General features: G+C 38.1%; 12 protein-coding genes. 4 read left to right on the top strand and 8 right to left on the bottom strand.

The annotated features are described in order from the left end of the window. Window positions 1-67 precede the first annotated feature (67 nt). Together purM and purD are read left to right on the top strand one after the other, a co-directional pair. Window positions 68-1102 (top strand): phosphoribosylformylglycinamidine cyclo-ligase, encoded by a 1035-nt coding sequence (gene purM, locus GAVG_RS03615; protein ID WP_004113603.1) that lies wholly within the window; start codon window positions 68-70, stop codon window positions 1100-1102. Window positions 1103-1159: 57 nt separating this feature from the next. Continuing rightward, a complete protein-coding gene (purD, locus tag GAVG_RS03620) occupies window positions 1160-2434 on the top strand; it encodes a phosphoribosylamine--glycine ligase (RefSeq protein WP_009994285.1) in 1275 nt (424 codons plus the stop codon). A 25-nt stretch (window positions 2435-2459) separates the two neighbouring features. On the opposite strand, the gene GAVG_RS03625 is transcribed toward purD, so the two are convergent. Continuing rightward, the gene (locus GAVG_RS03625; protein ID WP_009994286.1) at window positions 2460-4493 is read right to left on the bottom strand and encodes an LTA synthase family protein; all 2034 of its coding nucleotides are present in this window, start codon (window positions 4491-4493) and stop codon (window positions 2460-2462) included. Between the two features lie 267 nt (window positions 4494-4760). Here GAVG_RS03625 and GAVG_RS03630 point away from each other — a divergent pair, with 267 nt between their 5' ends. After that, entirely contained in the window at window positions 4761-6137 is a 1377-nt protein-coding gene (locus GAVG_RS03630) for an alpha/beta hydrolase-fold protein (RefSeq protein ID WP_013399614.1), read from the top strand. A gap of 3 nt (window positions 6138-6140) precedes the next feature. Beyond that, window positions 6141-8849, top strand: coding sequence for a bifunctional lysylphosphatidylglycerol flippase/synthetase MprF (locus GAVG_RS03635; protein WP_009994291.1), 2709 nt, complete (start codon window positions 6141-6143; stop codon window positions 8847-8849). 84 nt (window positions 8850-8933) lie between these two features. Here GAVG_RS03635 and GAVG_RS03640 read toward each other — a convergent pair whose 3' ends face one another. From GAVG_RS03640 to GAVG_RS03670, 7 genes are all read right to left on the bottom strand, one after another. Beyond that, entirely contained in the window at window positions 8934-9338 is a 405-nt protein-coding gene (locus GAVG_RS03640) for a Fur family transcriptional regulator (protein WP_004113597.1), read from the bottom strand. A gap of 92 nt (window positions 9339-9430) precedes the next feature. Then, on the bottom strand, window positions 9431-10603 hold the full coding sequence (gene purK / locus GAVG_RS03645) for a 5-(carboxyamino)imidazole ribonucleotide synthase (protein WP_004113596.1): 1173 nt from the start codon (window positions 10601-10603) through the stop codon (window positions 9431-9433). Further along, complete coding sequence (gene purE / locus GAVG_RS03650; RefSeq protein WP_217430555.1) at window positions 10587-11051, bottom strand: 5-(carboxyamino)imidazole ribonucleotide mutase; 465 nt, start codon at window positions 11049-11051, stop codon at window positions 10587-10589. The genes purK and purE overlap by 17 nt, the downstream gene beginning before the upstream one ends. 150 nt (window positions 11052-11201) lie before the next feature. Beyond that, on the bottom strand, window positions 11202-11840 hold the full coding sequence (locus tag GAVG_RS03655; protein ID WP_004117754.1) for an ABC transporter ATP-binding protein: 639 nt from the start codon (window positions 11838-11840) through the stop codon (window positions 11202-11204). Between the two features lie 158 nt (window positions 11841-11998). Continuing rightward, window positions 11999-13339: an ABC transporter permease gene (locus GAVG_RS03660; RefSeq protein ID WP_009994116.1), complete on the bottom strand. Its 1341-nt coding sequence runs from the start codon at window positions 13337-13339 to the stop codon at window positions 11999-12001. A gap of 24 nt (window positions 13340-13363) precedes the next feature. Beyond that, entirely contained in the window at window positions 13364-14734 is a 1371-nt protein-coding gene (locus tag GAVG_RS03665) for an ABC transporter permease (RefSeq protein WP_009994117.1), read from the bottom strand. A 449-nt stretch (window positions 14735-15183) separates the two neighbouring features. Next, the gene (locus GAVG_RS03670; protein ID WP_004117747.1) at window positions 15184-15639 is read right to left on the bottom strand and encodes a tripartite tricarboxylate transporter TctB family protein; all 456 of its coding nucleotides are present in this window, start codon (window positions 15637-15639) and stop codon (window positions 15184-15186) included. Window positions 15640-15660 lie beyond the last annotated feature (21 nt).

A 15660-nucleotide genomic window follows, 5' to 3' on the forward strand; every position in this document is an offset into this window, starting at 1 on the left:
TTGTTTACCGCAATTTATAAATAAAATTTAAGAAAATACTTATAACATAGTTATGAAAGGAATCAATATGCCACACGCATATGAAGAGGCTGGCGTAAGCGTAGAAGCAGGATACGAAGTAGTACGTCGTATTAAATCGCATGTGAATCGCACGAAACGCCCAGGCGTTGTAGGTGGCATCGGCGGATTTGGCGGCTTATTTGATTTGGCATCTCTTGGTTACAAAGAGCCAGTGCTGATTTCTGGTACGGATGGCGTTGGAACCAAGCTTGTGATTGCAAAAATGATGAATAAGCATAACACTATTGGCATTGATTGCGTTGCAATGTGCGTAAACGATATTGCAGCTCAAGGTGCCGAGCCTCTTTTCTTCCTCGATTACATTGCGTGTGGGAAAAACAATCCTGAAATACTTGAGCAGGTAGTTTCAGGCGTTGCAGATGGTTGCGTGCAATCAGAAGCAGGTTTAATTGGCGGCGAAACTGCTGAAATGCCTGGAATGTATGACGAAGACGAGTACGATCTTGCAGGTTTTGCAGTAGGCGTTGCAGAACGTTCGAATATTGTTGACGGCTCTGCTATTTGCGAAGGCGACGTGCTTATAGGACTTCCTTCTTCAGGAGTTCATTCAAATGGATTCTCTCTTGTTCGCAAAGCTTTGTTTGAAGAAGCAGGTTTTAGCGTTGACACCAAGTTAGATGAGCTTGGCGGCAAAACGCTTGGCGAAGTTCTTCTTGAACCTACTCGAATCTACGTAAAAGCTTTGAAGCCACTTTTTGCTGAGCATCTTATTAAGGGAGTTGCTCATATTACAGGCGGCGGATTTATTGAAAATGTTCCTCGCATGTATGCGGATGATTTGGCTGCAAAAATTGATACCACTAGCTGGAGCGTTCCACCTATTTTTGGCGTTATTGAAAAAGCTGGAGAAGTTACTCACGCTGAAATGTTCAACGTTTTTAATATGGGAATTGGCATGGTTTTGTCAGTTGATGAAAGCAAAGCAAACGAGGCAATGCGTATACTAAACGAGCATGACGAAACCGCTTATATTATTGGCAAAATGGCTAAGCGCGAAAACGCTGCAGTTGAGTTGTTGTAAACCGCAAAAAACGCAAAACAGTAGACAGCAAAATCTTAAAGCAATAAAGGATTAAAAATGAAAGTTTTAGTAGTTGGTTCTGGCGCTCGCGAACACGCTATTGCACACGCGTTACTTAAAGGAGAAAGCGTTGAAGAAGTAACTGTTGCTCCTGGAAATCCTGGTATTGCAGCAGATGGAATTCAAACTGTAAACATAAGTCAATCAGATCATGACGCTCTTATTAAGTTCGTTAAAGACAATAACTACGATTTTGCGTTCATTGGTCCTGAAGTTCCGCTTATGAATGGCATTGTTGACGATTTTGAAGCGCATGGAATTGCCGCTTTTGGTCCAAACAAAGCCGCAGCTCAAATTGAAGGCTCTAAAGATTTCGCAAAAAAGCTTATGGCTCGTCACAACGTTCCAACTGCCTCCTACAAAACATTTGACGCTTTGGAGCCTGCACGCGCATACGTTCTTGAGCATGGTGCTCCAATTGTTATTAAAGCGGACGGTTTGGCTGCTGGAAAAGGCGTTACTGTTGCTATGGATGAGCAAACAGCAGTTGATGCTTTGGAAGATATTTTCGTCGATCATCGTTTTGGTCAAGCTGGAGCAAAAGTTGTTATTGAAGAATTTTTGCAAGGTCAAGAGTTTTCACTTATGAGTTTCGTAAGCGGAACTGATTTTTGGGTTATGCCAATTTCTCAAGACCACAAACGCGCTAACGACGGCGACACTGGTCCAAATACTGGCGGCATGGGAGCTTATAGTCCTGTTCCACAAATTAGCGACGAAACAGTTCAGCGTGCTATTGACGAGATTGTGCGCCCAACTGTTGAAGGACTAGCTAAAGAGGGCACGCCTTTTACCGGTGTACTTTATGCTGGATTAATTGATACAGCTTCAGGGCCTAAAGTTATTGAGTTTAATGCTCGTTTTGGAGACCCAGAAACCGAAGTTGTTCTTCCAAGACTTACTAGCGACTTTGGTGAAGCTATTTTTAACATTTTGCATGGCAAAGAACCAACATTTACTTGGATTAAAAATGGCGTAACTCTTGGAGTTGTATTAGCAAGCGAAGGCTACCCTGGCACTTTAGTTACTGGAACTCCTATTCCTCAAATTCCTGTTGACGAAAATCAAGGTCAGCACGTGTATTATGCAGGAGTAAAAAGCGATGAAGAAAGCGGCAAACTTCTTACTTCTTCAGGTAGAGTAGCTCTTGTGCAAGTACATGGAGACGACGTAAAAGACGCTCAAAACAACGTCTACAGCATATTAGATAAGCTTAATCTTCCTCACATGTTCTTTAGGCATGACATTGCGTCAAAAGCACTAGACTTGTAGAGGATTAGCCGACTATCTGATTATCTTAAAAACCAAGAAAGTTTGTATTTTTAAGATAATGTTTCCCAGCTGTAATGTCGTACTGAATCAAGCGGTAATCATGCAATAATTGCTTAGTTTCTTTATTCATATTATTAGCAATCATTGGCTTACCATGATTATCCAGATAGATGGATTGTCCTTCTGGAATCCTATCCCAACCTTGAATCTTATTGACTACAGGAGGCTCCATAGCACTAACCTTATCGTGTAATCTAGTAAGGAAAGCTATATAGGGCGAAACCTTTGAATTAGTATGAGATGCTACTTGAGATATGAAGAAGTTTGGAGACGAATAAGTATTTTTATGAATATTTTTAATCTTATTTGTCTCAATAGCTTTTCTATTTGACCAAATAAAGTAGTCAGTTAAATGCAGATCTAGAGAATTATTTTGATCTGCACTAGCCGTACTGTATACGCCAGGAAGATGATCGCCGTAAAACACAACAGTAACAGGCTTGTCAATTGAATCAAGATTCTCTAAGAACTTTTGCGTAGCATGATCCGTGTAATTAACACCCTTAGCATATGTTTCAATTGATGATGTTTCCGATTGTCCTAAATTAGGTGAACCATCTTTTGCTTTTGCAACAAAATCATTATTCTTATACCAATTTCTATAAGGCATATGATTTTGCATTGTGACTACTTGCACAAACTGCGGCTTTTTACTAGCAGAAATTGACTCAAATGCGCTATCGTAAGCTGAAGAATCTGAAACATAAGGAGATTTATCCAACATTTTTTTATGAGAAATAATATTAGGACCTTCAAGAGCATAAAACTTACTAAAACCGAACTTCTTGTAGTTTATTGATCTAGAATACATGCTTGGCTCATATGGATGAAAAGCTACAGAATTTCCTTCACTACCCCAATATCTGTTGATTGTAGGAGTCCAAGAAGAATTTGGAACAAGCTGCTGATACGGGCTTGTAAGAGATGAATTGAAGTTCACCATGCTCAATCCCGTAAGAGACATATATTCGAGATTCGCTGTTCCCCCACCATAACCAGAAGAAAGCATTAAACCACTATCTGTTTTCTCTTTCAAAGAGCTTATAAATGGCATTGGATTCTTATTCAGTTGCAATCCTGGAACCCTCATTGGGTTTGAGAAAGATTCCGAAAGTACATAAACCACAGTATTGTCTGAAATTTTGCTTTTGCGAGAAACATTGATTTTCTTAGCTTCAGTATCATATTTTTTTAGAAGAGCTTTCATAGTGGATTCATTGTAATCCGCTGGTTTATCCATAACTTTTGGATTCACTTGTCTTAAGAAAGCAACTAAAGCACCGTTTCTTTGCGAATCATAAACAGAATCCCACATCGCAGGAGCATCGCCCATAAACTTAGCAAAACCGTTAGCACTAGAACCAACTGTTCCAACCCCAGAAACATACCATCCAAGACCCAAAAAACACACTAAGCATGTAACAACTCTAATTACAATAGAAATGCGAAAATCCTTAGTAAACACGATTTTTCCGCGATTTACATCTACAAAATGCATAAAAATAGCAGCAATAACAGCTACAAGTACAGCAATTATGGAGCAGACAATCACGGCTATAGCATTATCCGGCAGAAAAGATGCGATATTCCCCGTATTACTCTTTAAAAAGTTCAAGTCCGCTGGAAGAATTGTCTCGTATCTAACATTAACCTTCATATACTCGATTACAGAAATTATTACAGATAATGTAATCAGAATAAGTGTAGTAATCCAAAAACGATTTATTACCATCAACAGAATTCCGTAAATTAGAGCAACTATAAGCAGATTCAAAACGAATACAAAATTTAAGCTAATCCACATTTTTGAAATTATGTTCCATGCGCTTGCCGAAAGCGAGGAAGTCATTTCCACTCGTCCAGACCTTTGAACAGAAAGCTGCACAATCATAACCATTATTGCATCAAATACAACGAACAGAACCGCATACAGCCATCGCGGAATCGCAAGCTTAAAACGTTTAAAAATAGTAAGAAAATTGCTTAATGGCAATTTCACACCCTTCTAATTACATGACTAATACATAACTCATTTACGCATCTATGTTACAAATACATTTTAATTATCGCCATCGTCATAAATAAACATAACTTGTAGTAAACAATTGTGTATATTCATACTTTTGACGTATTGTAATAAACTCTGTATCTTTTATCATTATAATTGATGACATAATATAGAAAATTTTAAGGATTACGAATTATATTATCAACGGCTATATTTTTTGACAGCTCTAATCTAGTGAGGTTTTAAGGAACAGTAAAAATGAAGTTTATTGCCACAATTAACCTAATGCACGGCATACTACCTATAAGTATATTCGCAATATCTGGATTATGCTTAGCTGTCCTTTTAATAACAAAATCTAAAAAAATAAAGTATTTTCCATCTCTTTTAACACAATTAGGTTCTGCATCATTATTCGCAATTATATTTGGATTTATAACTTGGCTTATTTCAGACGTTTTTCTTGTATTCGGAGTAAGCCTAGGATGGCTCGTGATTTTTTCTATTGCAGGAGGATTTGCAGCCGTAGGATTTGCTTTAAGCGCTGCGATAATATCTAAAGGATATAGAAGAGCTTTCGCAATATTTTCAATTATTCTGTTTATTTTAGCCACAATGATTCGCGTAAATATGATTTATGGCGAATACACAACTATTGGATCAGTATTTGGATTAGGTAATTATCCAAAGCTTGAAGAGCATAATAAACATAATGGGGTTATGGAAATCGCTGATTGGAATTCACTCGCAGCACAAAACAAGCTCCCAAAAATACCATCCAAAGGAATAAGTAGATCCGTTAAAATTCCCGCAACAACATCTAACTTCCGTGCCCGCACCGCAAACGTCTACTTACCACCAGCAGCTTTAACAAAATACGCTCCAAAACTGCCTGTAATGGTTCTTCTTTCTGGTCAACCAGGAAGCCCTAATAGGCTATTTGCTGCGAGCGAAATTGTAAACACCTTAGACGCTTATGCTAAGGATCATAATGGTTTAGCTCCGATTGTTGTGTCACCAGATCAAAACGGTACTGCAACACACAATTCTCTTTGCGCGGATACAAAGGTTTATGGAAAAGCACAAACTTATTTGACAAAAGATGTTGTTAATTGGATTCATAAAAATCTACCAGCCAGCAACAATCCAGCACTTTGGCTAATGGGAGGATTTTCTCAAGGAGGAACTTGCGCAACTCAGATTGTGCCAGCTTATCCTAAACTATTTGGAAACATGTATTCTGCAGGCGGAGAACTAGAGCCAACATACAAGAATCGCGATGAAACAATAAAACGTTATTTTGATGGAGATCGCAAAAAATACGAAAAGCATATTCCAGCAAACATAATGAGAAAAAATGCTCCTTTAAAACAAAATTATTACTCTATAGCTGGAGCTTGGGATCCTAAATCGCAAGTAAATCAGTCTAATATTGCTATAGCGGCTCATAAGTCTGGAATAAGCGTTATAACCATGATTTCTAAAGGATCTGGACACGATTGGCATACCGTTCAAAATGGGTTAAAAGTTGTAATCGACCATCTTTGTAAAGATTCTGGAATAACAAGCAATTATCCAGATTTAAACTCTTATAATAATATTCAAGTGGTTATCAATCAGAAGGTGAGGCGATAAATCATGCCAAACTTTTTATCAAAAAATCACGAGTCTACAGCAAAACATCATTTAAGCGTTCTTACCAACGATGTGCGCATGTGGCTATCGCAGCGCGTGCTAGCAGCGAAAATAACTCTAGTTTTCTTGGTTATTAACCTTATTCACTGGGTTTTCAGTACCGTAATGCACATCTATACTTATGGCACCAATGCAACTCTTTCACAATTCTTCTCGTATCATAAACCGAAAATAAGCTCTACTTTTTTGTTTGGGCATAGAAATATTACACAGCTTCTGATTAAACTATTCCACTCGCTATTTTTTGTAAATAGTTTCTCATCTCTAATAGTAAATGCAATACTTTCACTTGTTTTAATAGGATTAGCCGAAACACGTATCGGTAAAATGCGTTTGCTTTTTGTTTCCGTAACAAGCACTCTTATTGGAACAATACTCGGGCTTACTTTAATCGGTAATCTTTCAATGATTATTAGAAACATGCGTTGGATTACTAGAATACCAATTAGACTTTCTCCTTTTACACTTTTTGTTGGAGCTTTTATGGCTGCAGCAACATGCGAATCAATATTGTGGCGTAGACGAATGTTTGTTTTGGGATATGCAATCACGTCTGCAATGCTTCTTTATAGTGGAAATCCTGGGGATTATTGCACAATTTTTGCAGCAATTTGTGGCCATATTATTGGCAATCTGATGAACAAAAATAGCAATGCTAATACAAATACTGTGAAAAGCGCGAACTGGTGGGAAGGAACAGACTACGAGATTAGACGTCTATTTGCCATAACTCAACTTGTTATGGCTTTAGGACCAGTTCTTGCACTATCTTCTAGATCTCATGCTGGAATACTAACTACATTAGGTTTATTCATGTCTCCGCAAATGGGTACGAAACCGTGGCTAGCAAGATGTATATCAAACTATAGTTCAAGCAGTTGCCTGCTTCATTCAGGATTACAACACGCAACAATAGGAGGTCTTTGGATTCGTATTCTTTTGCCTATTGTCACTTTAATGATTATATCTTGGGGACTTTTACGCGGAAGAAGACTTGCAGCTTATGCTGCTATAACAATCAACGGAATTACAGCAGTATATGCAACAATGTATTTTGCTATTTTGCCTTTGATTGCAACTAAACAAACTATGATTTTCCACAAGAATAATGCTACTTCTATAGCCTTTATGCTTACAGCTTTGCCTCCTTTATTAATAGCAATTCTACTGTTTATAAGCATAAAGCATTTTCCAAATCATAGTGATAAGCTTGAGCGCAGAGTTGGATTAGTTGCAATTGTTTTTGCACTATTTTCTACTGGAATAGGATATGTTTGCTTCGGGTTGATTGCACCAAATGAATTTAAGCCTGTAGCAGACTTGCATCATTTACTACGTGATCTTCCAGGGCGTTGGATGCCTATGGGCTTTGGATTAAGGTCCAATGCCATGCTTACACCTATAACTCCTTTGTCTTCAGCAATAACTCAAGGTGTTGGAGTTCTATTCTGGCTTGTTCTTTTTGCTGTTTGCATGGTGTGGTTTAGAAACAAAATAACAATTAATGAAGAAGACCGCAAAAAAGCAAGCGAGTTAGTTCAACTTGGTGGAGACACCATGAGTTTTATGACAACATGGCATGATAACCACTATTGGTTCTCCGCCACTGAACATTCTGCAATAGCATACAGACTAAAATATGGAGTTGCTTTAACTCTAACTGGTCCTTTTGGAGATAAAACAGAATATAAACAAGATTTGAAAGCGTTTATTCAACTTTGCGAACAAAATTCATGGTCTCCAGCATTCTACGCTGTTCACGATGAAGAACGAAAAGCCTTGGAATCTATTGGTTTTTCTTCTATAAAAGTTGGAAGCGATATGCTAGTCTACCCTAAAGAGTGGCAAACTAGGGGTAAAAAGTGGCAGGATATTCGCACTGCCATAAACAAGGCAAAACGTGATGGAATAACAGATGTTCTTAGCACTTACAACGATGCTCCTTGGGAAGTTCAGCAACAAATTATTGAGATTTCGGAAGAATGGGCGGAACTTAAAGCCCTTCCAGAAATGAAGTTTACTCTTGGCGGTTTGGAAGAATTGCATGATCCTAGAGTAAAGATTTTGTATGCGATTGACGAGAACAATCGCGTTCTTGGGGTTACAAGTTGGATGCCGACTTATGACAATAATCGCGTAATCGGGTGGACTCTTGATTTTATGAGACATCGCACGGATAGCCCTAATGGAATTATGGAGTTGCTTATTGCTAGAATGGCGGAACGGTTAAGAGACGAAGGTCTTGAAAATCCAGAATCTGCTGTGGAGTTTATGAGTCTTTCTGCAGCTCCTCTTGCTGGAATAACAGATATTTGTGAAAATTCTACATTAAGCAATGAGGATTCTAGTAAAGATATCCAGGCAAGCCAAAAGCCTACAATTCATGGAGATTCTCAATCTTCAAATCATCATGAATCAAATGATATTATTGTTCATACGCTTGAAATGATGTCCGATATTTTGGAGCCAGCATACGGATTTAAGTCGCTTTATTTCTTTAAAAAGAAGTTCCAGCCTACTAATAGACCTGTATACATATGCTATTTGGATTCTGCAAAACTAGCACAAATATCGTTAGCTGTTACAAGCTCTTATTTGCCAGAGACTAATCCTAAGCAGATTTTAGAAATGCTAAAAACTCTTAAAAAATAGTTCATGTAATGAAAAATCAGCCTAAATTCTAAATCTAGGCTGATTTTTAACTGTAATTAATTAGATTGATTAATGAGTTTGCAATCAATCTACACTCTGATTACAGTCTGGGCATAATCCAAACACTTCCAAAGTGTGATCTATAACCGTATACCCATGAGATTCGGCGATCTTGTGAATCCAACCCTCATCATCAGGAGGCTCTATATCCACGGTTTTACCACACTTTTCACACACAAGATGGTGGTGATGAGTATTCTCATCGCAAATGCGAAATAGTTGCTGTCCATTAAAACGAACAGTATCAACATCGCCACTTTGTGCAAGCATATTAAGCTGACGATACACTGTGGCTAAACCAATGATTTCACCATCTTCCACAAGCAGGCGATGCAGATTCTGTGCAGAAACAAAATTACGCGAAGCTCTTAAATGTTCAAGAACAGTTTCTTTTTGCTTAGTGTTTCTGCGTACTGGCTCACCAACCATTATTTAACCTTTTACCTTTCAAACTATTAAAAAATCTAATACTAGTCCAACAAACTATAACTATTTAAATTTTAAGACTAATACTAAATCTTTTAATCAAGCTCGTCATCCCAACAGCCAGTAGCATCTAATTCTGCAGCTTCTTTAACTGGGTCATCACACAAAACAGTAATATGACCCATTTTGCGATTTTTACGAACCTCAGCCTTTCCATAGTCATGAACATGCCATTCTGGATGCTCTAATATAAGAGAACGAGTAGGAGCAACATGTTGACCAAGAACATTAACCATCACTGCAGGAGAAAGCAGCTTAGGCTTTTTTAAAGGCCATCCAACAATACCGCGAATATGTGCTTCAAACTGATCCATATCGCAAGCTTCAATCGTGTAATGCCCAGAATTGTGAGGGCGAGGAGCAAGCTCGTTTACTACTACACGATTATCTTTAGTAATAAATAACTCAATGCCAAGCGTTCCAGCAAGCTCAAAACCTTTAGCCAGTTGAAGCGCTAAATCGTGTGCGGTCTCTTCTACAACAGGATCCACAACTGCAGGTGCGAGAGTCATATGAAGAATGCTATTGTGATGAACGTTTTTTACAAGAGGATAAGTCACAAAATCATTACCATTGCCGGAAACAAGAATTGAAGCTTCAAAAGCAAAATCTACAAAGCCTTCAAGAATAGACGGAGGGAATTTTCCTCCCCTATCGGAACGGTGATGAATATTAGCAACATCTTCTTCAGTGCGAAGAACATCCTGACCATGACCATCATAGCCACCACGACGAGTCTTAAGAATAGCAGGCAAACCAATTTCTTCGATTGCTGCGTCTAAATCGTCAAGATTATTGACTTCACGCCATTTAGCTGTTTCAATGCCATGCTTATTAATAAACTCTTTTTCACAAACACGATCTTGTGTAACACGCAATAAATCTGTGCCCTGAGGAATAGCTGTTAAATGACGAACCTTATCTAACGCATCTGCGTTAACATTTTCAAACTCGTATGTAAGAACATCACAACGTTCAGCAAGCTCGCGCAAGCCTTCAGGATCATCATAATTTGCCTCAACCTGCAAATCTGCAACCTGAAATACTGGGCAATCAAGCGTTGGATCTAAAACTCCTATGCGGAATCCCATATGTCTAGCTGCAATAGCCATCATGCGTCCCAATTGACCGCCGCCAATAATTCCAATAGTGGCTCCTGGCATCAAACGCTCTACAGCACCATTAGTGACTTCAGATAAGCTCGGCATTAGATTCCTCAACCTTCTCTTTTAATTCTTGACGGTAATCTTCAAGTTCGTCTGCAAGACGATTATCTGTTGTGCTCAACATGCTTACTGCAAGCAAACCAGCATTTGTAGCTCCCGAGTTGCCCACAGCTGTTGTAGCAACAGGAATACCACCAGGCATTTGCACTATAGAAAGCAAAGAATCCCAGCCCGAAAGAGCATGGGATTTTACAGGAACACCAACAACTGGAAGAGTTGTTTGAGCAGCAATCATACCTGGTAAGTGTGCTGCTCCACCAGCGCCAGCAATAATTACGCGAAAACCATTTTTTCTAGCACTGTGAGCAAAATCTGCCATAAGTTCTGGAGTGCGATGTGCAGAAATAACTTTTTTCATATACGGCACTCTGAATCTTTCTAGGATTTCGCAGGCATGACGCATGGTTTCCCAATCACTTGAAGACCCCATAACAACTGCCACAATAGGCTTAGAATCTGACACTTCAGCCACAACAACCTCCCCGTGTATGCACTGATACGCAACTTCTGCGCAAAGGTTACGCACAGGTTTTACTTTACGCAGAAGCACGGAAAAATCGTTGATAATTAGTCTTTTATATTATTTTTTTGTTAACTGTTTGTTTTTGAGAACATATTTTATGTCTGCAGCAGCCGCCACATCGCTCGAATGTGTTACAACAATCACGCATTTTCCGTGTTTATGAGCTGCGTCTTTTAAGATTGATATAACTTCTTGTGTTGTATTTGGATCCAAGCTACCTGTTGGCTCATCGGCAAGAATAACAGGAGCAGAAGATACAAGCGCTCGCGCAATAGCCACTCGCTGCTGCTGCCCGCCAGAAAGCTTTGTTATATTTCTAGTTGATTCGTCTTCACTAAGTCCCAGTTCTTTAAGAATCTTGGAATCAGCATTTGAATTAACAAGACGCAAGTTTTCTACAGGAGTCAAGTAGTCGATTAGATTGAAATTCTGAAAAACTAAAGACACATGATTCTTGCGATGATTAGAATATCCACCATTCTTGGAAATATCTTGTCCATCAAACAATACTGTTCCTTTTGTTGGAGTATCTAATCCCGCTAGAAGAGATAGCATAGTGGATTTTCCAGCTCCAGATTGACCTGTAATACTGTATATTTTCCCTGATTCAAAATCCGCATTAACGTTTCTAAGAACAGGAATATTAGTTGCACCATAAGAATAATCAACGTTGTTAAGTTTTAATAAAGTAGTCATAATAAAACTCCAATATTTTCTAAATTTAATATTTCATACTTAATATTTAATACTTGTAAATTTTTAATTTTCTATCAGAATCCGAATCTTATTCTTAATAAAATCCAGTTAAATCCAATCTTCTAATTGATTCATATTAATTATCTAAGAAAATCACCTCAGCTCATTGAATTCAATACAAAGCGAGGCTTTTTAAACATTATTGGCGCAAGAGCAATGCATAGAGATACAAACGCTATAGCAAATCCTATAAGAATAGCAAAAAATGTTTGTTTATTTGGAATCCAAGAAATGCTTAAGTCAGAAATTGTACTATTTGAGACATTAGCCAATAGCATTGATCCTACACTTGAAGATATTGCAGACCCAATTAGAATTGATGCAACTGAACAGAAGGCTGTTATTATAAAAACTTCTATAATCATTTGCAAAGCTATTACAGACTTGTTCATACCAATTGCCATTAGAACTCCAACTTCGTGAATCCTTCCTCGAACCCAAAAAACAAGAACTAAACCAAGCACTATAATTCCGACTAATGCAAGACACATTAAAATCATTGTTACTAGTTGCTTAACTGTTTTTACAGATTGAAGAACAGAGGCAAATCTTTGCGCATTGTTTTCTACAGAAAGCATGCCATCGCCATCGTTTTTAGCGATTTTATTAGCTTCTTCTAAAGCTTTAGTTAGATTATTTGAATTTTGCATAACGCACTTTATAGAACTGCGATTTTTACTTCCAGACAGGTAAAGAGCGGATTCTAAATCAGTTATTACGCGATTTTCGGAAGAGTCTGACGGCAACGCACCTTTTGTTTGCATCTTGCCAGAAAAAATACCAACAACCTTAAGATTAATGCTTTTGCTGCCTTGTTTTAGCTTTAAAACAGAGCCGAGTTTAAGATTATTTTGCTTAGCAAAAGACTTGTGAATTATTGCAGATTTTGCGCGCTTAAAGTCGCCAGGTGCCGAAGAATCAATATGATTACCTTCCTCAAGCTTATATAATCCTTCTTGAAATCCTTGTGATAACTGTGATCTAGTTGTTCCCGTTATTGAAACAAGCGAAAACATCTCATCATTGTCTAAACGCGGACCATGTATTGGCGCTACAATTTTAACGTTAACAGGATTTGCTAAAACATCTTTTTCTTCTGCAATAGTTTTTATTCCACTAATCTTTTTAAATTTTGCAATAAGATTTTCTGGAATTCCTTCGTTTTTTTGCAAATCTTGAGGAATATCTTGCTGCGATTGATTAGCAGAATCACTAGCAGAATCAGACTCTGGTAAAGTCTCTCCCTGCGTTTTTGCATAAACGCTAAAACCTAAGCCAATATTAGAAGCTATTTGATTCTCAAGATTTTTTACAGAAGCAATAACTCCACTCTGGCAAATAAGCGCACTAAGAACAACCGTAATAATCAAAGCTAAAATAGCACTGCGCCTTGGTTTTCTAACTATAGCTAGCCAAGCTCTTTTTATAATTTGAGTCATTTTACCACCTACTTTTGCAGCCAACTACTTTTGCATGCCAAGCAAATCTCTAGGAGACTTTCGCAAAATAGGAAGATAAGACAACGCAACTGCCACAATAATAACCATCAGAACAATTAATGACGATTGAATTAAACATTCTGTGTTAACTTGAACAGCAATCTTATCTAATGTTCTCGTTGCCATGCTCGATTCTAGATTTCCTCCAGCTTGACCCATCGAACTAAGCTGCTGCGCGGCAGAATTTTTTACTGAGCCTAATGCGCAATCACTAATCCAAGGAGATATTGCGCTCGCAAAACCGTAACCTATTGCAATAGCTGGAATAGCAAGTATCACAAGCTCAAAAAGCTGCTGCAACACAAGGGACGCCTTTCCAACACCAATTGAAGTTAGAACACCAATTTCTCTTCTACGCTCATTAATCCAAAGAATAAGCACTAATCCTAAAGCAATTACAGCAAACGCGCTTACTGCAATAACTGTTATGTTCATCATGGATTTTACGCCTTTTGCTGCTCCAATCATGCCTTGTACGAATTGATCATCTCGAGTAATCTGATAGTTTTGCAAATCAATCGGCAGCTTAGACGCTTCTTCAATCACAGAATCTGCGTCCGCTCCTTTTTTAACCTTAAAACTTGCGTCCTGGTATATTTCTTTTCCAGGCTTATATTTGTAAAGTTCTCTAGTTGTTTTTAAATCTGTATACACAGTGTTTGCAGTTAATTCCGCACGTGTTGCAACTGGGCGATTATTAGCTCCGCCATAAATTCCAACTATGCGTGTTTTTACTTGCTCCGTAGAATGGTTAAGATTATCGGCGTCAAACGGGTTTGCTTTAAGTGTTAACGAATCGCCTAATTTTAAGCCATTTAGTTTTGCTAAATCTTCGTGGATTAAGGAAGCATGCTCATCTGATTCTTGCAAAGCTCTTCCTTTAACCATGTGAATTGATTTTGTTTTGAACGCATTTAGACCCTTAGAGGAGTTTGTTCCCTCTAGGTTTACAGCGTTTCCGAATTGCTTTTCTCTACGAGCATCGTAGTCTTGAACACCTTTGATTCTAGCTGCTTTTGCACCAACTAAATCGGCAGTAACATTTTGACGCAAAACATACGAATCAACATTTTTTAGTGACGCTATTTTTTTAACATCACTTGGCTTAACAGTTCCTGCTCCCCTAGGAGTTCCAGGATTTACTTGCGGATTATTTGCTAAAACAAAACTAGATTCTGCCTGTTCTTCTACCTTTTTGCCTTCTTTTTCTGCAGCAATCGCAACTGCAGAAGATGCCAGCAGAAGCGTTGAAATTAATGCTAATATTACAAACACTATTGCTGATTTCACTCTTTTTCTCAAAACGTAGCGTATTGCGCGAGAAATAAATGTCATCGACTACCTTCCTCATTGAACACTTGTCATTATGAAATTGTCTGTTACAAAATAGGTACAATAAGTACAATCTCGTAGCTTATATGATTTACCCTTATAAAAAGCTAAGAAAGAACTGTTGATTTTCTTTAAATATCTTAGAAAATTTTATGAAAATTACTGATTTAATCTAAAAAATATGCGCAATATTGTTATAATCATTTTAAATATTTTTAGTTGTCGAATGATTATAGAAGAAAATTACGCAAACAAACTATAAGTTTTACTAATTAAAACTTACTAGTCAAAAAAATTTATTTTGCATGATTTAACTAGAATTTGCATGATCATTTTGCAAGATTTGCATAGATAAAAGCGTGTAAAACAAACAAGGCGCGCACATTGTATTACCAAAGCGCCCGCCTTAATTATTTTTATTTATAAACAAACCTAAATCGACCCAAATCTAACTAAAGCGCGGTACCGTGCTGATCGAGTCGCGGATTTTGCTTAGAGTTGCTAAAGCTAAAGAACAGCCCAAACACGCCCAAAGCAAACAACACTGCAACAGTTATAACAAGCACCATTGGCTGACTTGGCAGCCACATAATTACCAAGAACGCGAATGCAGAAAGCAAGAGAACAGCCCAAGAACACACGCCAATAACTTTGCGAACAGTATTCCAAGTATCATCTCCAGCCTTAGCTCGCTTAATATTACGAGTTAACTGTTCCTCTTGTTCTGTAACGCTAGAAGATGGCTTCCAACCGTCAACGCCGTTTTCTTGGAGCCTTCTTGAATGTTCTTGCAGATTGTATTCGTCAATCATTCCACCGCGACCGCGGCCATTCGTTTGATCGTATTGAGACGGGATTCCCCTACGACTCTGCCTGGCTTTTGCTCTACGCTCTTTGCGGTTTGCCATGATTGATTCCTTTCTGCATTG

Source organism: Gardnerella vaginalis ATCC 14018 = JCM 11026 (assembly GCF_001042655.1).
Classification (GTDB): Bacteria; Actinomycetota; Actinomycetes; order Actinomycetales; family Bifidobacteriaceae; genus Bifidobacterium; species Bifidobacterium vaginale.